The 19,865-nt window shown below is 36.2% G+C and carries 14 protein-coding genes; 3 read left to right on the top strand and 11 right to left on the bottom strand.

Features of this window, described 5'->3' with window-relative positions; translation table 11 throughout:
- Position 1: 1 nt before the first annotated feature.
- Genes cas1c through B371_RS0115885 form a run of 6 tightly spaced genes read right to left on the bottom strand, consistent with a single transcriptional unit; the run spans position 2 to position 7,632 of the window.
- Positions 2-1,033 (bottom strand): type I-C CRISPR-associated endonuclease Cas1c, encoded by a 1,032-nt coding sequence (cas1c, locus tag B371_RS0115910; RefSeq protein ID WP_019415304.1) that lies wholly within the window; start codon positions 1,031-1,033, stop codon positions 2-4.
- Positions 1,030-1,689 carry a CRISPR-associated protein Cas4 gene (gene cas4, locus B371_RS0115905; protein ID WP_026023097.1) on the bottom strand — a complete coding sequence of 220 codons (660 nt, stop codon included), beginning with the start codon at positions 1,687-1,689 and terminating at the stop codon, positions 1,030-1,032. The genes cas1c and cas4 overlap by 4 nt, the downstream gene beginning before the upstream one ends.
- The gene (gene cas7c, locus B371_RS0115900; RefSeq protein ID WP_019415302.1) at positions 1,676-2,548 is read right to left on the bottom strand and encodes a type I-C CRISPR-associated protein Cas7/Csd2; all 873 of its coding nucleotides are present in this window, start codon (positions 2,546-2,548) and stop codon (positions 1,676-1,678) included. The genes cas4 and cas7c overlap by 14 nt, the downstream gene beginning before the upstream one ends.
- The gene (gene cas8c / locus B371_RS0115895; RefSeq protein ID WP_019415301.1) at positions 2,549-4,453 is read right to left on the bottom strand and encodes a type I-C CRISPR-associated protein Cas8c/Csd1; all 1,905 of its coding nucleotides are present in this window, start codon (positions 4,451-4,453) and stop codon (positions 2,549-2,551) included.
- Positions 4,454-5,173, bottom strand: a complete 720-nt coding sequence (cas5c, locus tag B371_RS0115890) for a type I-C CRISPR-associated protein Cas5c (RefSeq protein ID WP_019415300.1) — start codon at positions 5,171-5,173, stop codon at positions 4,454-4,456.
- Positions 5,174-5,205: 32 nt separating this feature from the next.
- Positions 5,206-7,632, bottom strand: a complete 2,427-nt coding sequence (locus B371_RS0115885; protein ID WP_019415299.1) for a CRISPR-associated helicase/endonuclease Cas3 — start codon at positions 7,630-7,632, stop codon at positions 5,206-5,208.
- Between the two features lie 636 nt (positions 7,633-8,268).
- On the opposite strand from B371_RS0115885, the gene B371_RS0115880 reads away from it, so the two are divergent.
- From B371_RS0115880 to B371_RS0115870, 3 genes are read left to right on the top strand one after another with little or no spacing between them, the layout of a single operon-like run.
- A complete protein-coding gene (locus B371_RS0115880) occupies positions 8,269-8,643 on the top strand; it encodes a GntR family transcriptional regulator (protein ID WP_019415298.1) in 375 nt (124 codons plus the stop codon).
- Entirely contained in the window at positions 8,633-9,511 is an 879-nt protein-coding gene (locus tag B371_RS0115875) for an ABC transporter ATP-binding protein (protein ID WP_019415297.1), read from the top strand. Before B371_RS0115880 ends, B371_RS0115875 begins: the two co-directional genes overlap by 11 nt.
- Positions 9,504-10,217, top strand: coding sequence for a hypothetical protein (locus B371_RS0115870; protein WP_019415296.1), 714 nt, complete (start codon positions 9,504-9,506; stop codon positions 10,215-10,217). The genes B371_RS0115875 and B371_RS0115870 overlap by 8 nt, the downstream gene beginning before the upstream one ends.
- Before the next feature lie 406 nt (positions 10,218-10,623).
- On the opposite strand, the gene B371_RS0115865 is transcribed toward B371_RS0115870, so the two are convergent.
- The 5 genes from B371_RS0115865 to lexA form a co-directional block, all read right to left on the bottom strand.
- Positions 10,624-11,586 carry an L-lactate dehydrogenase gene (locus tag B371_RS0115865; RefSeq protein WP_019415295.1) on the bottom strand — a complete coding sequence of 321 codons (963 nt, stop codon included), beginning with the start codon at positions 11,584-11,586 and terminating at the stop codon, positions 10,624-10,626.
- Between the two features lie 346 nt (positions 11,587-11,932).
- Positions 11,933-14,548, bottom strand: coding sequence for a calcium-translocating P-type ATPase, PMCA-type (locus B371_RS0115860; protein ID WP_019415294.1), 2,616 nt, complete (start codon positions 14,546-14,548; stop codon positions 11,933-11,935).
- A gap of 333 nt (positions 14,549-14,881) precedes the next feature.
- Entirely contained in the window at positions 14,882-16,153 is a 1,272-nt protein-coding gene (locus tag B371_RS0115855) for an ATP-binding protein (protein ID WP_019415293.1), read from the bottom strand.
- Positions 16,154-16,387: 234 nt separating this feature from the next.
- A complete protein-coding gene (locus tag B371_RS0115850) occupies positions 16,388-16,639 on the bottom strand; it encodes a hypothetical protein (RefSeq protein WP_019415292.1) in 252 nt (83 codons plus the stop codon).
- A 502-nt stretch (positions 16,640-17,141) separates the two neighbouring features.
- Positions 17,142-19,577 (bottom strand): transcriptional repressor LexA, encoded by a 2,436-nt coding sequence (gene lexA, locus B371_RS0115845; protein WP_019415291.1) that lies wholly within the window; start codon positions 19,575-19,577, stop codon positions 17,142-17,144.
- Between the last annotated feature and the right edge of the window lie 288 nt (positions 19,578-19,865).

Below are 19,865 nucleotides of genomic sequence, written 5' to 3'. Positions count from 1 at the left end.
CCTACTTCCAAAAGAATGGTGGGTATTCGTCTAAATCTCCTCTAATATACCTTGCTAAAAGCAATGCCTGAGTGTAAGGCACAAGTCCCCAAGGAATCTTTTCATTTAAATACGGGTGTAAAATTTTATCTTGTTTTCTTTCTTGCCACGCCATTAATACTTTTTTTCTTGTATCATCACTCATAATGACTGCTCCATTTTCTTTTTGAGTAAATCCTTTTTCATTAACAATCTTTTTGTTAATAAGTGAAAGAACAAAACGATCTGCATAAACTCCTCTAAGTTCTTCCATTACATCTAAAGCCAACGAGGCTCTCCCCGGTCTATCTCGATGTAAGAATCCTACATATGCGTCCAATCCAACTGACTCTAATGCTGATTTCATATCATTTGAAAGCAAAGTATACGAAAAAGAAAGTAAAGCATTTACGTTATCCAATGGTGGTCGTTTGTTTCTATTATGAAAATAAAAATGTTCTTTTTGCTGAAGTATCAAGTCATCAAAAACCGAATTGTACTGCGCTGCTGCATTTCCTTCTAAACCTCTCAAAATATCTAAGTCCTCAACCACTCGAATTGCTTTCATTGCCTCTGTTAGCGCGGAGGTAATTGATTTTATTTTAGGGACATCTACTCTTAAGGGATAATCCCTTGTCGCACGTTCTAGAATCCATTTACTATTATAAATTTTTCCGAGAATGAAATTTCTCGCAACTAAAGCACTTCTTTTTTCATCATCAGATATCCGATATTGTTCTTTCCTCAATACAACATTACCTCTGGATTCTCCAATTACTCTCGCTAAAAACCTACCATTTTTAGTCATAAAAGTCATTGAAATATCTCGCTTTGCACAAGATCCCATCAATGCTGGACTTGCCCCTGTGTAACCAAATGTACATATCGCTTCCAAGTTGTGTAATGGGTATCTACCGACAATATCACTTTCTCTTTTCACAACAATGTTTTCTCCATCAAGGGATAGGTATACATCTGGTGAAGTTATGAACAAAGTATTTAAAAACTTCTTCATTCTATTAACCTCCCTTCAATATAGCTTGATACAGATCTTTTTTTCATGATATCCGGTAAACATATATTGATAAGTGAACAGCTCTTACAATGTGGGCCTGCTTTCACTTTTGGCGTGTAATTTTTCCGAAAATACTGATGCATCTCTTCTAACTGTTTCTTTACTTGATCTCTATAATAAGTAGTAATGGGTATCTCAACACGATGTTTTATTTCATTATAATAAAGATAGCCGTTCTGAATTTCGCATAATAACATCTCTTCTAAACACATTGCCTGAGCTGTAAGTTGAAGAATATCCGATTCATCAGTTTTTGGCTTTCCTCTTTTATATTCAACTGGATAAGGGCGATACAATTCCTTCTCATTCACTAGAGAAATTCCAGTTGGATCTTGCATGAATTCGACAACATCACATATCCCTGTAATTCCAAGCTCACTTGAGTGGATTGGGAGTCCTCGCACAACTAATTTGTTACCTCTTTTTTCTCTGATCATAGGTTGGTCCGCACGTCTATGAAGATGTTCCCCTTCAACAGTTCGTACATTCTCTGCCCATTGTTGTTCAATATGGATTAACGCCCACTGTCTCTTACAAAAAGTAAAATGTTGTATTCCTGAGAGCATTAAATAATCGTCTTCATTATAAACCTTCATACTCATGAACTTTGAGGCCTTCAAGATTATTGAGTGTGAAACTGTAATCCTCAAATGCCTTTGCTTCATTTAATCCTTCTTTTAATGCAATCTGAAGTGATTTGTGAACTTTTGCGGATGAATATTGACCTATTTTAGAATTATGTTCCCACCAGTATACTTTATTTACTTCCATACTACCGTCAGGACGAGCAGAGGAAGTGTCATTTTCAAATAGAGTGATTAATGAAGCTTTCATTTTTTCTGCATCTTCTGCTGTAAATCCTGTTTTTTCTGCAAGTTGTGTATTGATGCTACCGTAAAATACATATACACCAAAGTCTACACGATGCTTCATCCCCATTGTATCTGAACCTTTTTTATCCGGATCTGTAGAGGTTACAGAGTTGACGCTTTTCGTGATTTGCATACTAGAGATATCGATTGGATTAAGGCTTACTGCTGTATGGATGGATACTGGTCCTCTTATTCCTATTGAAACACCAGATCCACTGAAAGCAAAGACTTGTCCAAAGCTACGGACGTCAAGCCAAGTACTAGAAGCTATGTCGGCAAAAAGTGTATTATTGTTATTCTTTCCTTTCCCTTTCGCAAGACTTTTCAACTCTTCATTTCCATCGACTCGATCTTTAATGCTACGGTGCTCATCATTACGTCTTTCGTCAGATTGAACAAGAATTCCTTCTCCTACGTCTTGTAAACGGTTACGAATCTTTCTTTTAATACACACGTCTGAAATCTCGCCAAATCCATCATAATTTTGACGTGGTCGATTTCCGTTTAATGGATCTCCATTTGGATTTGCATTTCGCACAGTTAAAACAACGGAAAAGTCAATTTTGTGATCTAATGTAGTCATTTATATCGCCCCTTTTTCAGCTAATTCTCTCTCAGCATCTTTTTCTTTTTTACTTCTGTAAAGTTCATGTCTTTGACTATAAAAACCAAGTAAATATAAACCACTCAGTGCTTTATCAGTGAAGTCATCTGGATTTAATTGTGCACCCACCTCGTCTAACAACCGGTTGTAATAACCTACTTCCGTTCCTAATTTTGCTTGGTAAGGTTGCAAATTTGATTGAATAATATTCCACGTTCTACTAGGACGTTGAGCGAAAGCATTCATATATCGAATTGCATTTGTAGCTCGTTTTTCTTCTTTACTGAGTGCTCTTCTCTCCAACACATCAGCAATTGCCAACATTCTCCCGAACAAGTAGTCTCGATTTGTATTAGTTTGATCTAATGCCACTTCAAACCCCTCCTTTTCATATGTTTTGTTTAATAATGCACATGTAATACTAAGCGTTTTTTCCCATTCCCAATTTTCCATTCCCATGGGGTTTGAAGCCCTAGTTATTGCACTACGGACGATGTCAAGTGGTATTTTCCGCTCATCGATAATTGAAGGGAGCATTCTTTCAAGTAACCCTTTTACTAATTTATCACTTGCTCTTGGTCCATAAGCTGCGAAAGCAATGTCTTTGGTGGCCGGAGCGCCTTCGAATTCAATACGTTCACCCAATTTACTTTTTTTATAACGATGTAACCAGCTACAAGATTGATGCCAATTCTGTAACCGAACTAGAAATAATTCCTTTTCCATATCACGGTAGTAAACAACAGATAATCTACCTGGTGTAGCTGCATCTAGCACCATTACAATTACATTTGAATGATATTCTAGGTCTTGTCTATACCCAGCAATCGTCTTTTGAATCTGATTTGCAAATTCTCTATGGGTACTGTCCCCTTGCTCCTCATTACCCATATCTTCATACAGACTGTAAGTGTCCTCAAGTGGATCCGGGACAACTAAATTTTGAGTCCCCCACACAAGGAATACTTTTCCATCAATATAATATCCTTGTTTTGAAATAAGCCACTTCAAAGCGTTATGTGCTTTCTGTGATACTTCGTAACTTATAGAAACAGCTTCACTACCAGTTTTAAAGCGTCCGCGATAAGTAAAGCCACTTGTATCATTCGCTGATATTAGTTTCGACATATCGGCCGAGTGTCTAATTCGTGAAGCATGTCTTTCAGTAGTTGGTTTGAACTCCCCAGTTACATAGCATAAATCTTTTCCATCTTTATTTTCTTCATAGAACTTAATAAATGACTCATGTACTGTTTGATCTCTCCATAGTCTTGATTCGGCTACCCCGATTGTATTTACTGTAAAGCGAACGAATGCTTCGCTCTGGTCGCCGGCAATTACTTTATACACCTCTGGTTTTTCACCATATTTATCTTCCATGGTCTTATCCCATTTTTCTATGAACTTATTATACTCATCTACAAAAATGATTTTTTCATTTATTAAATTTTCAATAAGGGTCCCTTTTTTTAAATATGCGTATACACTATCAACTTTTGGATGTTTGAACTGGGAATTACACCATTCATTTAACTGCCCAAGATAATCATTGAAAAGATTGATTTTCTTCTCGCTTCCGCCATATTTAATATAATCTCCAGCAACATACGGTAACTTGTCGAATAATGGATGTGGAACTGGTGAACTCGTCCGCCCTGCGGATGCTTCAGTACACGGAATAATTGTACTTGCATCATTCTTTTCTATAACCTTCGCAGTAATAAAATTTCCCTTATTATCTAAAGAAACTTCAATGTGTGCACTTTGAGTAGTGTGTGATGTCGGAATAAGGGCATATTCTTGATCGTTTCTCTTTTTCTTAAATTCTCCAATCAAATGCGAGTTGTTTTCATAGGTTTTGTATAGATTCATTAACCAACTCATTTAATCTCCTCTTCCCAAAAAGACCTCTTCATAAAGCTCTTCAACCGACTGCATGTTCTCGGTATTAAATTCCTTCTGTGACATTTCACCAACTGTTCTAATTAATGTGCACTCGTCAGGGCGAATAAATGAAACAATTCCATCTTTCATAATGGGTCTCCATAAACGGGCTTCCAATACATCTTTCCCTGTCTCATCGGGGTAATTCAGCCCATGAACCATCACACCTAGATCAATCTCACCATACCCGTCGTAATAACCAACTTCTTCACCAAATTCACTAGCTTCCACATACCCCTGGCATTCTCTTGTACCTAAAAAGATATCTCTTCGTCCACCTACCCCAACAGAACGTTTAGCTATGTTGTGATGCTTATTTTCGTTTCGATCAAATGCCAAATCTGATCGATGAGGATTAAAAATAAAATGTGCTTTGACTTGATACTTCACATCCTTCAAGTAGGTATAGTTTGCTAAGGTATTTCCTCCACTATATTCAATCGGTCTAATACCTTTAGACTCTGTTCGTATTGGATTCATAATCCGTACTTCGTCTATGATCCACATAATCGTGGGTTTCCAATAAATAGATTCAACTATCCCCTTCAAGCTTTGATAGGTAGGAATTTGATAGGATAGTTTCTCTCCGCCGATTTTAGTCAATGGGTCTGTAAACAATGCGTAATTTCCATAAACTTCGAACTCAATTTGATTTCTCAAACTAACACCTCCAATAATTTCGGGCTATTTAGTTAAGCAAATGCAGGTGTCCAGCTACCTTCTCCCTTACTGTCCAAGCCCATTTCTTTTGTATATGCTGTATCCCTGAGAGTCAAAATATTTCCATTTAACAAGAAGAAAACATCGCCTTCTTTTTCGAGCCTTTTAAGTTCGTGTTCAAATACATTGATAGTGAATTGCTGTGCTTTCTTTAATAAACCGCTTAATTCTTTAATGTTCATGTCACCGTTAAGTGCTAATATAATCTCTTTTGCCTCTTCATTGTAAGGAGCTAAGACTGAAGTTGTTGGGCTGTCAATGACATTGAAATATTTTTCCGCTGTCGCAAAAGATTGTCTACACACTATCGGTGGTTTAATTCCATTTTTGTTTTTGAATGCTGCATAGTAGTCTTTATTTTGATTCAAAAGATCAACCAGATCTTTCTGCAATTCTAGTATCGTGTACTTTAGCTCCCCCTCAATTTGGTGATAATAATATTGAAAATAAATGCTCATTGCTTTTTGAGATAATAGATCACTTCCAAATTTATCTGCATCTCTTTTAAATTCATCCAAAATCCGTTTAGTTTGTTCAGCTCCTATTTTTATTTCTTTCAAATTGGTAAGTACTTCATCGGCTGATTTGATGATATATACATTCCTAATCTTATCTTTGCCGTGACGATTACATCTTCCGGCAGCTTGTGCAATGGAATCCAAACCAGCTAATGAGCGGATAACACATTCAAAGCTGATATCAACTCCCGCTTCAATTAATTGAGTACTAAGACAAATAACCTTTTTACCTGTTAGTAGTTCATTTTTAACGTCTTTAAGAACTTCTTTACGATGTGCTGGGCACATATTTGTACTTAAATGAAACAACTTGTAATCATTGTCCTGAAAATCAGACTTGCTATTAAGCTCCTCAAAAAGCTTTCGAACAGCTGTTTTCGTATTCAGGATAATTAAAATACTTTTTACTTCCTGCATTTCTATTTCAATAAACTCTTTTAGTTCAGTTGCATTTAAACCTTGTGGAGTTGTTTTATCAATAACATCAACTCTCTTAAAGCTTTCGCTCACGTTCTTTAAATCACGAATCATTTCTGCATCCGTAAAGATTTTTAATTTATTTTCGACAAAATCTAATGCAGGTTGGGTTGCAGTACATAAGACAATACTTGAATTACAGTAATCACTTAGAAAGTTTAGGGATTCATTAAACAATGATGTGCATTTAATCGGTACGGACTGAACCTCATCAAAAATCAATATAGAATTAGCTAAATTATGCAACCTTCTAACGTTTCTAGTACCTCGTGAATAAAAGACATTTAAAAATTGAACCATGGTTGTAAAGATGATTGGACTATCCCAGTTATCTTTTGCTAAGTTTAATTTTTTTGCATTTAAATTATACAGCTCATCTGTCGTTTCTTTTTCTTTCATCACATTTGAGTGATGTTCTAAAATATATTGATCATTATTCAAAATATCTCTTACTTCCTGTGCATTTTGCTCAATAATTGTCGTATAAGGAACAATGTATATGATTCTTTCTTTTTCAAACTTCATGGCGTGTTTAAGTGCGTACCTTAAGCTCGCTAGTGTTTTCCCACCCCCAGTAGGGATAGAAAGCGTATATATTCCAGAGGGATTGGAAGCAAAGTCTTCACACTGATTAGACATCTCTTTCCTTAGCAGATTAATTGGATGGTTGGCATCTTCTGCATGATTATAAGATGTAATCCTCTTCATTAAAGCCACATAACTCTCACTAAAGAATGCATTCCTATCAAACTGTTGTTCAACCAATTCATTCTCTTCAAACATACGAGTATTTGTCCGATCCGCATCAATCAGACAACTGAATATATATTTTATGAGAAATGAAGTAGTAATGGGCTGTAGTTTCTTTTCCTTCATTGAAATCAGCATTTTCTCCGCTTCACTTTTAGCTTCCTCAAAATAATCTTTAAATTCTTCTACTGAAACCTGTGTTTCAAAAAAGGCTGATACTGCACTTCCATAGTGATCAAGTTCTTTTTCCTCAACACGCTTTAAGAAACCAGACGACATATCAGGACTTAAAAAATCTCGCAAACCTTGATGGTGAGATATTATACACATGGCCATCCATTCGACTGCAATCTTCTCAGTGAAATTATTTTGTCCATCATGGAATTGATCAAAAAGTAACTTACCCCCAGCAGTAGAATGATCGACAGACCCTTTTCGTGGTGGATTGTCAGGATTCGCAACCGCTTCTTGAATATATTCTTTGAAGTCACCAGTATTTTTTCCTAAGTCATGTAACAATCCAGATAAACCAGCCAAGTGTTTTACCCCTATTTTCTCGCCATATTTCTCACATAATTGTTGAACAGACTCTAAATGTTGTTGAACAGTTTGTATTTCTCCATCTTTTTCACGTATATGTGCGATATACTGCATAATTAGCCCCTTTCAATTATTTTAGGAAATAAATACTTACTGCCGCATAAATAACTTCTGAAAACTCAGTCATTTATGAATATACTATTTGTTAAAGTAACAATACAACATCTGTACACATTCCAAAATTTAGTGCATTGGAGCTAAGACTACTTACTAGTAAACTAACACAATTATTCATAATATTTTGTAGTTTCTTGTCGAATAGAAATAATATTTTAGCATTAACACTACATCTGTATTTCTTACAACAATGATTAGTATTAAATTAAAAAATCTTCTCGCAGAATCCGGCATGTAATTGCACTAAACTATAGAATCTTCTTACCCTATCCTTAATACTCCATGTTAAAGCAGTGTCCCGGGGTCAGAAACAAATCAGGAGATTTTAATAATTAGTGATTCTTTTTGTACGAGCGACCTATTTGTTAAAATTATTTACTTTCCCCCTATCCCTCACTTCTTCAAAGGCACTCAAAACTCCTGTAATATGTAAAATATTTCTATGTTATATACTTTTCTCAAAACTTTACTTTTCTTTCGATGGATAAAAAAATCCTTAAAATTGTTTGACTTTTTATATAATTGGTTATATGGTTAGTTACATGAGTAACTAACCAACTAGGTGGCGATAAAATGGATTTGAAACTACGAGAAGATATTCCTATATTCCAACAAATTACTGAAACCATTGAGTCGGGTATTTTGGAAGGGTTGTACCAAGTAGATGATCGTGTACCTTCATCAAATGAATTTGCAAAGTATTATCAAATTAATCCAGCAACAGCAGCTAAAGGCATTAACCAGCTTGTCGAGCAAGAAATTCTGTTTAAGAAAAGAGGGATCGGAATGTTTGTGGGGAACAATGCACGAACAATTATTTTATCAAAACGTAAAGACCGTTTTTACACAGACTATATTATTCCACTGCAAAATGAAGCCATGAAGCTCGGTATCACTTCAGAAGAACTTAGTAAACTTATTCAAAAGGGGGATGTACATGAAAATTGAAACAAAGAATTTATCTAAGAATTTCGGTGATAAAAAAGCTTTGAACCATATTAATTTAACGATTGAACCTAATAAAATTATTGGTTTACTAGGTCGAAATGGTGCCGGAAAAACAACGTTATTACAACTTCTAGCTGGTCACTTTAAACCTTCAGAAGGCGAGATATTAATTAATGGTGAGAATCCGTTCAATCGAAGTCATGTGCTTGAAAAAGTTTGCTTAATCAGTGAGGCTAATAACTTTAAACGCAAGCTAAAGATTAGAGAAATACTTAAAATGATCTCACGATTTTATCCGAACTGGTCACAACCAACTGCGGAACGTTTATTAAAAATTTTCAACTTAGCTCCATCTTTAAATGCAAAAGGACTTTCAAAAGGGATGGAATCAGCACTTAGCATTATTATTGGACTATCGAGCCGAACAGACATTACAATTTTCGATGAACCATATATAGGCATGGACGCCTATGCTCGCTACCGTTTTTACGCTATTTTGCTTGAAGAGTATGAAGCTTACCCTCGTACAATAATAATCTCAACTCATTTAATTGATGAGGTTAGCAATCTATTTGAAGACGTGGTATTAATGCATGATGGCTCAATATTGTTGCATGAGTCTGCTGAAGAAATGAAAAACAAAAGCCTTCAAATCAGTGGTAGTTTAGAAAAGGTAACTGCTTTTTCTGAGGGGAAGAATGTCATTTATACCACACAGATTATGGGGCAAAAAACAGTCTTTATTTATGGAGAAAAAGCCATCGAGGAACAACAAGCAAAAGCAATGGGATTGTCAGTCGAGCGTTGCTCGATCCAGGAATTGATGGTTCATTTAACGAATTCTCAAGAGGAGGGTTTATATGTCTAGAAATAGCAAAGCGTTATTAGGTTTTTTCGCACTAGATATCCGTCTTTCAGTACTTATTTTTTGCTCAATCTTTCTTGCTAGTATGATTCCTTTGGTGGCGATTTCCTCCTCAACAAGTGGACAAGTGGTGATTTCTTCTAGTATGGCAGTCGCTATCTTTTGTGCAATATCCGGATTTGTGATTACAAAAGAAACTTTTCCTTTCAGTATTCGAATGGGGTCTACCCGTCATGAGTATGTTCTAAGTGTACTCATATTTTCCGTCTTGCTTGCTTCGTTTATGAGTGGTCTGAATTTAGGTTTTTTACTCTTCTCGGAATGGTTTGCAAATCTTGCTGGTTTGGATAACATCTCTCTCCTGGTGCTTTCTGATTTGTTAACTAGTCATGTTTCGTGGTATACACAATTTGGTTTTGATTTTATGCTTTTCCTCTTGGTTTTCATACTTGGATTCTTTTTAAGCGCTGTGTTCCATCGGTTTGGTATGATTGGTGGGCTTATAACCATAGCATTCGTTTTTATTGCTATGTTTGTTACAACTATTCGGACTGTGGTAATCGATTTATTGATTGTAACTGAACGAACAGCTGATTCATTAGATGTATCAATAAACAACTTAGGGATCTTAGGTATTACTATTGTATTGGCAGCACTTATCTGGATAATCTTGAAAAATGCATCAATTACACCAGGAGTAATGCGTTAACACAAGACGATTATGAAAGCTCGGTTCATATACTGTGACAACCCGCTGAACCATAACCTATAGATTGAAAAAATGAGCGATGACAAAGTCACTGCTCATTTCTATTTTTGGTAGACAATTTTACAACTTGTGTGTATTTGGCAGATTGGCTAGAACCATTCAAATACATCATACTCTTGGTCTTCTTACCCATAGTAGTTGCACTAATGACGCTAAAGCCAAGCAGTAATACCTGAAATCGTTGGTCTTGAGAGACATTTGCAATGCTTCCACGGTCACGTCAAATCTAGCTGTTTAAACCGAGATATTATGAATCCAAACTGCCATAATCACATTGTAGAGGAATGGACACAAGCCGTTTTATCATCTTGAGTCCAGATGATGCATTCTTCTTTCTACTTTAAAATCATAACTTTACTTCTTCAAAGTGAGGCGCCAAAATGGTTTTTAAGACATTTGCGCTGTGTTTGAACTTTTGTTGTTCTTCTTCATTGAGTTCTAATTCGACAACTTCTCGGATCCCACTACGATTTATGATTGCCGGAACACCCATGTATACATTGTTTTGACCATACTGGCCATCCATATGAGCAGATACAGTTAACACGCTATTTTCATTGTTCAAAATGGCTTTTGTAATTCGCGCTAGTCCCATGGCGATGCCATAGTAAGTAGCTCCTTTTCCTTCGATGATTTTGTAGGCTGCATCTCGTACATTAATAAAAATCTCATCTAAATCTTCTTTTTTATACTGTTCTTGACGTTCAATCATTTTCAAAATGGAAATACCACCCACATCTGCAGAACTATAAACAGGGAGCTCACTATCACCGTGTTCTCCGATGATATAGGCATGAACATTTTTTGGTGCAATTTTAAAGTAATCACCCAATAAGTATCGGAAACGGGCTGTATCAAGAATGGTACCAGATCCAATGACTCGTCCTTTGGGTAACCCACTATAATGCCACGTAGCGTACGTTAGGATATCAACGGGATTGGTTGCGACAAGAAAGATGCCATCAAATCCACTAGCCATGACATTCTCAACAATTGTTTTAAAAACATTTAGATTTTTACCCACAAGGTCAAGACGTGTTTCTCCTGGTTTTTGGTTCGCTCCTGCACAAATAACAACTAAATCTACATCTGCACAATCTGTATACTCTCCCATGCGAATATTTGTTGAATCTGGGGTGAATACTTTCCCATGATTTAGATCCATCACCTCACCGAGTGCTTTTTCTTTATTTACATCAATCATAATCAATTCATCTACAATTCCTTGATTCATAAGAGCAAAGGCATAGCTTGACCCTACATTTCCTGTTCCAATTACTGCGATACAGCTTACTTTTTCTTTTTTCATAAGTTGATCTTCCTTTCATATCAAATCGGTTATAAAAAGGAAATATTTTTAGTGAGAATATTCACCATTAGACATTCTTGTTTATTTAAATCGATTATCATATCTGTAACCAAAGTAATAACAATAAATAAAGTGTAACTCATAATTTAAAGCGGTCCCTGTGCCCAAAACAATCATGAAAGTTTAAACATTCGTGTTTGTTTCTGTCACAGGGACCTTTTGTCTGTCCTTATCGAGACACTTTGCTGTTGGTCTTCTTGACAGCAGTTGCCATGGATTATTTTGCAATCAACATCTGCATTACGGTACAGACCTATTTTCTTCAAACTAAAGGGGCAGGCACGCTTTATTTCACTAAACTCTTTTTCGCAAATACCACTTTATACAATTGGATTACTACGAGTGGCATCAAGGACATCGCGTAAATTGTACCGAATTGCTCTGCGTTAAGTGGAGCAACTTTAAATATTCCTTGAAGTGCTGGTAGCAAGAGTACGATGTGCAATAAGACCACACCGAGAATAACAGCAAACCAAAGATACTTGTTTGTGAAAAGCCCAATCTTAAATATAGACTGACTGCTTCTAGCATTAAATCCATGGAACAGTCTTGCCAAACATAAAGTAGAGAATGCCATTGTGGTGGCTACCATGTTGTCTCCCGTTGATAAGCCAATATGGAAGGAAATCAAGGTTGCAATTGCGATAATTAGCCCTTCTGACAGAACTCGTAGAGCAAAGGTTTTGTTCAACAATGGTGTGTTGATTCCCCTTGGTTTTTCTTTCATGATGTCTTTATCATGTGGCTCGAGTCCAACCGCAATTGCAGGCAAGCTATCGGTTAACAAGTTAATAAATAACAAATGCACAGCTGCAAAAGGAACCGGTAAAGCTAATATGGACGCATAAAGGACGGACAAAACTCCACCTGTATTTCCTGCTAATAAAAACTTGATTGAATTCTGGATATTGGCGTAAATGCTCCGACCATTTGATATGGCTTTTACAATGGTCGAGAAGTTATCATCAGTCAATACGATGGCAGATGCTTCTTTGGCTACTTCTGTGCCTGTAATTCCCATGGCCACCCCAATATCAGCCTGCTTTAAGGCTGGCCCATCATTGACTCCATCCCCAGTCATGGCAACCACATTTCCTTTATCCTGCCAGGCCCTAACAATTCGTATCTTATGTTCAGGAGATACTCTGGCATAGACCGAAATATTAGCCACTTTTTCCTTGAGTTCATCATCACTCCACTGTTCAATTTCAAAGCCTTCTACTGATTCTGATTCATGTTTCAATATGCCAATCTTTTTGGCAATGGCGGAAGCAGTTATTTTATGATCTCCTGTAATCATGACCGGTTTGATGCCTGCGTCTATACAAGCTGCGACTGCATCAGCAGATTCATCTCGGGGAGGATCCATCATTGAAATCAGACCGATAAAGGTTAAGTCATTTTCATCTGTAAAATCAATCGCTTGGCCTTCAGCTATTTCCTTATAGGCAAAACCAAGTACTCTAAGTCCATTCATCGAGAAGTCTTTATTTACCTGTTCTATTTGTTGTTTTGTACTATCGGTAAAGTCCAAAACTCCATCAGACGTTTCAATCTTGTCTAATCTGTCAAGTAAGACGTCGAGTGCTCCTTTGGTAAACATATAGGTTTTGCCTTCATAGTTATTGACTGTACTCATCAGTTTCCTGTCAGAACTAAATGGTAGCTCCTCAACTCGTGGATACTTTTGTCGAATAGCCAGTTCATCATAGTCATAAGTTTCAGCAAAGTTAACAAGGGCTAGTTCAGTCGGGTCGCCAATTGCCTTGTTATCGACTGTTTCCGAATCATTACATAATAGTGACATTAATAGAATTCTATTCTCAAGGTCCTTTTCAAGATTCAGTTGGTCATGCTCAACGACCTTATTATCCACATAAATTTGCTGGACGGTCATCTTATTCTGGGTAAGCGTTCCGGTCTTATCTGAACAAATGACTGAAATGCCCCCCAGGCTTTCAACCGCGTGAAGTTTTCGTACGATGGCATTTTCCTTGGCCATCTTTTGAGTACCAAAAGCCAGCACAATCGTAACAATGGAACTTAAGGCTTCCGGAATGGCCGCGACTGCTAGTGCCACTGCAAACATAAACGAATCAACAACATCGTTTCCTCTGACTAAATCGACCGTAAATATTAACACGGCAATCACAATAATGATGAGCGCTAAATATTTTCCGAATGTATCAAGACTCGTTTGAAGTGGTGTCTTTTTGTCTTTAGCCGATTCTAGCAAATTGGCGATCTTGCCAATCTCAGTTTTCATTCCGGTGCTGGTTACAACGACAACGCCTCTGCCATATGTAACGAAGCTTCCCGAGAATACCATATTCTTTTTATCGCCAATCGACACGTCATCTTCATTAATTGGCTCAATGTCTTTTAAGGAACTAAGTGATTCACCTGTTAATGAGCTTTCATTGATCTGAAGGCTATAGTTTTCAAGTAGTCTTCCATCAGCACTAACCAAATCACCTGGGTCAAGATAGAGAATATCCCCAACAACGATATCCCTTGAAGGAACTTCCTCTTTTGTCCCATTGCGCAATACTTTAGCTGACGGAGAGGAAAGAGCCTTTAAGCTGTTTAAACTTTGCTCCGCCTTTACATGCTGGACCGTTCCGAGAATGGCATTTAGGATTACGACAATCATGATAACAATGGTATTTTCAATTTCACCTAAAAAAGCAGAAATAAGGGCCGCAGCAAGTAAGATGATAACCAGAAAGTCTTTCAGTTGCTCAACAAACACTTGGAAACCATTCTTTCGCTTTCCTTCTTCCAATTCGTTATAGCCGTGCTGCTCCCGCCGTTTGTGAACATCTTCTGTATTCAAACCCGCTTCTGTTACATCCAAAGTCTTTAAGACTTCTCCTGAAGTTTTTCTAAAAACATCATTCATTTAATTATCTCCTTCCATTAGTAGCTCACTATCATGTTTAAAAGCCACTCAATTACCTCGGATAAACAGGTACTTACTTTCAGTATAGTAGAACCTCATTCCAGTAGCGAATTGGGGGCTAGACTATGATTATGACCTTCAGCAATTCTTGAACTTGGAAAAGACAATATTGCTTTTCATGCCTTCTTCTACAGTTACAGTAAAGGAAAAGGGCCTTTGGATACATCCCAAAGGCCTTTTACACATTTCATATTTCTCTTGCAGTTCTTCGGTTGGAAGATAGATGTCGTGTCTTTAAGTTCTAGCTATAGTGTATGACAATAGCTAGCACTACTAAACTTTCAACTTCGGCAATAATACTTCGACGCTAGTTCCTACATCCACTTGGCTTGTGATTTGGATAGAACCTTTGTGTGTTTCTATTATGCGAAAGCTTACGGTCATTCCGAGTCCAATTCCTTTTTCTTTTACGCTATAGAAAGGTTCACCAATGCGTTCTAAACGGGTTTCTTCAATTCCGCATCCATTATCCTCAAACTTAACAGCAAAGTAATCCTCATTTTTATCATAGAGTGTAATAGTGATTTCACCATTTGTAGAGATGGCTTCCAATGCATTCTTAAGTATATTGATAAATACCTGTTTTAATTGACTATCATTACAGTATGCATTGAATTGATTGAGTTCTATAACGTTTAACTGTGTATTTAGTAGGGTAACTTCTGTTGATAACAATTGAACGACTTCTTTCACAATCGTGTTTATGTTTTTGGTAGAAAAAATGATATCGGTTGGCTTTGCAACCAGTAATAGTTCCGTACAAATGCTATTAATTCGATCAATTTCATCCACTAGCACATCAATATGATCCTCAATTCTAATTGTTTTCTCTTGATGCATTTGCATAAATCCTTTAATCGTTGTAAGAGGGTTTCGTATTTCGTGCGCAATACCTGCAGCTAGTTCTCCTAAGACAGCCATTTTTTCTGATTGTCTTAACATACTTTCTGTTTCTTTTAAATCGGTAATATCCCTACCGATTACTAATAAAGCATTTCTAGAACCATCTTTATTAAAAATAGGAACTTTGAATGTATCAAATATTTTGTTTGAACCATCTCTTAAAGGAATAATTTCCTCACAACGACTTACCTTTCCTTCCTTCCAGGCCTCTTCATCTGTATCTATACAGTAAATCAAAGCATCGTGATAAAAGTCTGTATATTTTGCTACTTCTTCGTCTGTCTTCCCTTGGTAATCGACGTTTTCTAATTCGAATAACTGCGCACCAAATTTGTTCAATTGAAGCCACTTTCCTTCTCCATCTTTAAATGATACAAAGTCAGGCATCGTATCAATTAACAATGTAAGCTTCTCTTTTTCTTCTTCAATTTGTTTTGAATGGCTTAAACTCTTTAATAGAAAAAATAACAGTGTAGCTGTGATGAAAACAAATAATAAACCTTTAACGGTTTCCAGGAAGAATAGTAGCTCTGCAGAAAAATCAGATACACTTAACAAGTAATCTGTGCCAAAAACCCAAATGGGACCTACTATTAGATAGATAAACGGTATTTTTCGAAAAAAATCTATGTTGTTTTTCATTTTAATGCCCCTTGAAATTGATTGTAATTAGTAGTTATTCTCGCATATAATTTAAGATTCGACAATCTAATCCGGACTTTTTACAATGATAAAGCACGTTATCTGTTGATAAACAATATATTTCATGCATAAAAACTGGTACTTGTTAATGTATTAACTTGAAGAAAAAAGGGCATGACCATATTTAAAGTAATGCATTTGATAGTTGGAGAAGATCCTATAAAGCATCTATTTTTAAACAAAAGTCTTTGTCTTTATTTTTTTTCGCAAAAGCATTAATAAAGAGATAGCAAAACAAACTATGGAAAAAAGCCCCACAAACTGTACAGGTGGTTCTCCAGAATAAAAATATAAAGATAATGGTATTGAAACAATACCTAAACCTAAATAACTTTTCCAACTCCGAACAATTATCGTATAAAACAAAGTAATGACTAAAAACAAAAGCGACAACCCAAATATAATACTCAATAAAATTGCCATCATTCATTACCTCCTTGGAACATTTCGCATAAATTTAGCAATCAATCTTATAAGTTCAATAGTAAGATTAAAAATTATACTTATTTACTACATTACCATATTATTGATTAAATTCCTTTTATTAATACTCAATTATAAATTCCACGGAAAAAGCATTGCAAAAAGCAATGCTAATTTGTTTGTTAGTATGATGTTTTTATAACGCTATATACCGAGTTATTTAAACTTTTATTTACTGATCTTAGGACTTTTTATATATTCCACACTTCTTGTGTCGAGTAGCGTATCATCTACTTCTAGATTTTACAGATCACGGTCATATGTTACTGGGTTACATGATGCCTAACCTTGCCTACATTACCAGCTCCGAATTATTTCTACTATCATTTGATGTAGTCGTTAGTCGGCATCCTTTTCGTGTTGGAAAGACTACTATTATTTCAGTTATATGATCTTTACCATTTAGATATATCAAATATCCAGCTTTAGTTTTGGTAATTGATATTTATTGATTTTTCATAACCCCAATAACCTTTCCATTAATCAACACATCTTCTTTCTTCATTTGAATTGGTTCATATTTCGGGTTCTCGGAAAGGAGCAGGATGGAGTCACCCATTGGCACAAATTTCTTCATAGTCGCCTCTTCGTCAATGATGGCAATGACAATATCCCCATTTGTTGCAGATTGCTGACGATTGACGATGACGACATCCCCTTTGTCAATTCCTGCATCCTTCATACTATCCCCTGTTACAATGAGTGCGAATGAGTTTATTTCGGATACAACCCATTCCTTAGGTAATGTAAGTGAAGAATCATAGTCGATATTCACAGAAATCGGTACGCCAGCTGCCACATTACCAATAAGAGGAATCTTGCATTTCGTTTCATAGTCCACAAACAAACCTGACTCTAGGTCTGTAATTTCAACCATTTCTTCATTGTCTAATTCTGTGGCAACGCTATACTTTTTATTGTTTTTAAAATTTGAATACATTCTTCTATTTTTTGTTTCAGGTAAAAATTGTGGTTGGCATTTCGGCAGGTCATTCAAAATTTCACCAGATCGATCCATACAAATCACCTCAAGACCATCAGTGGCGATTCCATAACGAACGCGTTGATTTGCTTCTAGATACGATTTCAATTGTTGGGTAGCATCTTGAATTCCACTTCCGAACTGTTTCACTTCAGCGAAGATATAGGGAACCATTTCTCCGTTCTTAAAGATTTGCACAGCAATATCAATATAACCCTTTGTCGAAAACTGTTGAACTGGAAACTCCAGTTCTAAAAGTTCGAGTGGATATCCATAAGTTTGACGAAGCTCACGTAGCATCCATTGGCGAACTACTTCTTCTTTTGAATTAAGATCTTGCACCTGGTCTTTAAGCTGATAATCTTGGATTCCGATTGATTGGAATGGTCGCATTAAGCTATCTCGTTTCATCCGAAGGTATTGCATGTTCATTTCCTTAATAAATTTAGACGGTTTTCTAACTGTAGACATGTATAACAATTCATTTGCTCGGGTCATCCCTACATACAATAATTTACGCTCTTCCGAATCCATCGTTTCTTCATCATCCAAATCATAAAGTCGCGTATTTGGGATAACACCGTCATTCAAATCAATCAAAAAGATAACTTTGAATTCCAATCCTTTTATTGAATGCATGGTCACCAATTTCACTTTATCCGACTCGAAGTTCGCTTCTGAAAACTGAAGAATTTCACATGGAATTCCTCCACTTTCCAATACTTGGCTCGCACTCTCAATAATTCTTTTTTCTTTTGCCACCACACATATTTCAGAATATTGATAATCATTTGTAAGAATGTTAATCTCTTTTAATAAAAAATTAATTTGATCTTGGCTTGAAGTGAAAAAACGATAAATAGGTGGATGACCATGTCGATCGATTAATGAAGGCTTTACAAAGTCTAAATTCGCATTAATGGTAGAATCGTTTTCTATGAGCTGGTAGGCTGCCTGTGAAATTTCAGTTGTCGTGCGATAATTTTTACTAAGCACTCTTGATTTCCCACTCATATCGTAGCCAATTGATGTGTAGGGTCTTCCTTTTCCTAGCCATGATTGCGAATAAATACTCTGTGTGTTATCAGCAACAAACAGTATTGATGAATAAGGTTTTTCCTGATAAATACATTTTAAAAATTCAAGTTGTACTTTCGTCAAATCTTGACTCTCATCTATGATTACATGCGTGTACTTTCCATGATTCATTTGTTGGGCTTCCTGCAGAGCCATTGAATTCATTAGTTTGAAAGTTACATAACCTTCGTCAGCAAGCATGGCGTTAAATGTTTCCATTAATTCAAAGATAGCTGCACGAAGGTCAGAATTTTTCAATAGTTTTTGAGGTGAGCCACTCCCACCAGTTGCTCGTCCTATCCGATCTATTTGTTGATAAGTATCCACATCTTCTATTTGACAAGCATTGATCCAGGTTACTTCATCTAATAAGAAGAGACTGTTTTTTGGAGATAATATTTTACTTTTCGGGTATCTCTTTTGCATACTATGGATTGCCTTTACCATTACCTTATGGTCCAAATGGTTATTGGAGGGTTTTAATGAAAGGTTCATACGTCGCATCTGCTTCATGAAATATTTATACATGAGGCTATCAATCGTTACAATTTCAACCTCACTATCTTTCGAAAATAATAGTTCATATTGTTCCTGTTCTTCATCAGCAAATTTATGGTATTGATATTTTATGTACTGCAATAATGTTTTATTGTAAGTAACGAGAAGAATCGAATCGTCTTCTTCATGACTATAATGATCTTGCAAAAAAGAAATTCGCCTAATCGCCACAGTCGTCTTGCCTGACCCTGCTACCCCCTTAATCATCATATGACCATTTGGTTCGAGTTCTACAATCCTTCTTTGCTCCATATTTAGCTTCATCTTGCCACCTCCATTCATTAAGATCCAGGGACTTTCTTCTATCCTCTATTTTAGGTATTGATTAGGTATAAAGCAACTTCTTGTCTTAAATTGAAATAATTTCTTGTTTGATTTCTTCTTATTTAATTCCCCTTTCAGACAAAAGAGTAGTTATTCTGTCATATGCATTTAATTGAGTCAATTTCATAACTCCTCAATTAGATAATAATCACGAACATTTAATTGTTATCCGTTAATTTTAGACAGGTATCGTTTGATTGTAGCGCAAGGCGGCGACTCCAGTGGGAA

This window comes from Paenisporosarcina sp. TG20 (genome assembly GCF_000286315.1).
In the GTDB taxonomy this organism is placed as follows: domain Bacteria; phylum Bacillota; class Bacilli; order Bacillales_A; family Planococcaceae; genus Paenisporosarcina.
Note: the sequence above shows the minus strand (reverse complement) of the source record. Positions and strands in the feature narration are given on the sequence as shown.

What these genes read in the sequence shown, in the direction of transcription:
- B371_RS0115885 (WP_019415299.1), bottom strand. Translation starts at nt 7,632, where the DNA reads ATGCAGTATATCGCACATATACGTGAAAAAGATGGAGAAATACAAACT.
- B371_RS0115870 (WP_019415296.1), top strand. Translation starts at nt 9,504, where the DNA reads ATGTCTAGAAATAGCAAAGCGTTATTAGGTTTTTTCGCACTAGATATC.
- B371_RS0115880 (WP_019415298.1), top strand. Translation starts at nt 8,269, where the DNA reads ATGGATTTGAAACTACGAGAAGATATTCCTATATTCCAACAAATTACT.
- lexA (WP_019415291.1), bottom strand. Translation starts at nt 19,577, where the DNA reads ATGAAGCTAAATATGGAGCAAAGAAGGATTGTAGAACTCGAACCAAAT.
- cas8c (WP_019415301.1), bottom strand. Translation starts at nt 4,453, where the DNA reads ATGAGTTGGTTAATGAATCTATACAAAACCTATGAAAACAACTCGCAT.
- cas7c (WP_019415302.1), bottom strand. Translation starts at nt 2,548, where the DNA reads ATGACTACATTAGATCACAAAATTGACTTTTCCGTTGTTTTAACTGTG.
- B371_RS0115860 (WP_019415294.1), bottom strand. Translation starts at nt 14,548, where the DNA reads ATGAATGATGTTTTTAGAAAAACTTCAGGAGAAGTCTTAAAGACTTTG.
- cas1c (WP_019415304.1), bottom strand. Translation starts at nt 1,033, where the DNA reads ATGAAGAAGTTTTTAAATACTTTGTTCATAACTTCACCAGATGTATAC.
- cas4 (WP_026023097.1), bottom strand. Translation starts at nt 1,689, where the DNA reads ATGAAGGTTTATAATGAAGACGATTATTTAATGCTCTCAGGAATACAA.
- B371_RS0115850 (WP_019415292.1), bottom strand. Translation starts at nt 16,639, where the DNA reads ATGATGGCAATTTTATTGAGTATTATATTTGGGTTGTCGCTTTTGTTT.
- B371_RS0115865 (WP_019415295.1), bottom strand. Translation starts at nt 11,586, where the DNA reads ATGAAAAAAGAAAAAGTAAGCTGTATCGCAGTAATTGGAACAGGAAAT.
- B371_RS0115875 (WP_019415297.1), top strand. Translation starts at nt 8,633, where the DNA reads ATGAAAATTGAAACAAAGAATTTATCTAAGAATTTCGGTGATAAAAAA.
- B371_RS0115855 (WP_019415293.1), bottom strand. Translation starts at nt 16,153, where the DNA reads ATGAAAAACAACATAGATTTTTTTCGAAAAATACCGTTTATCTATCTA.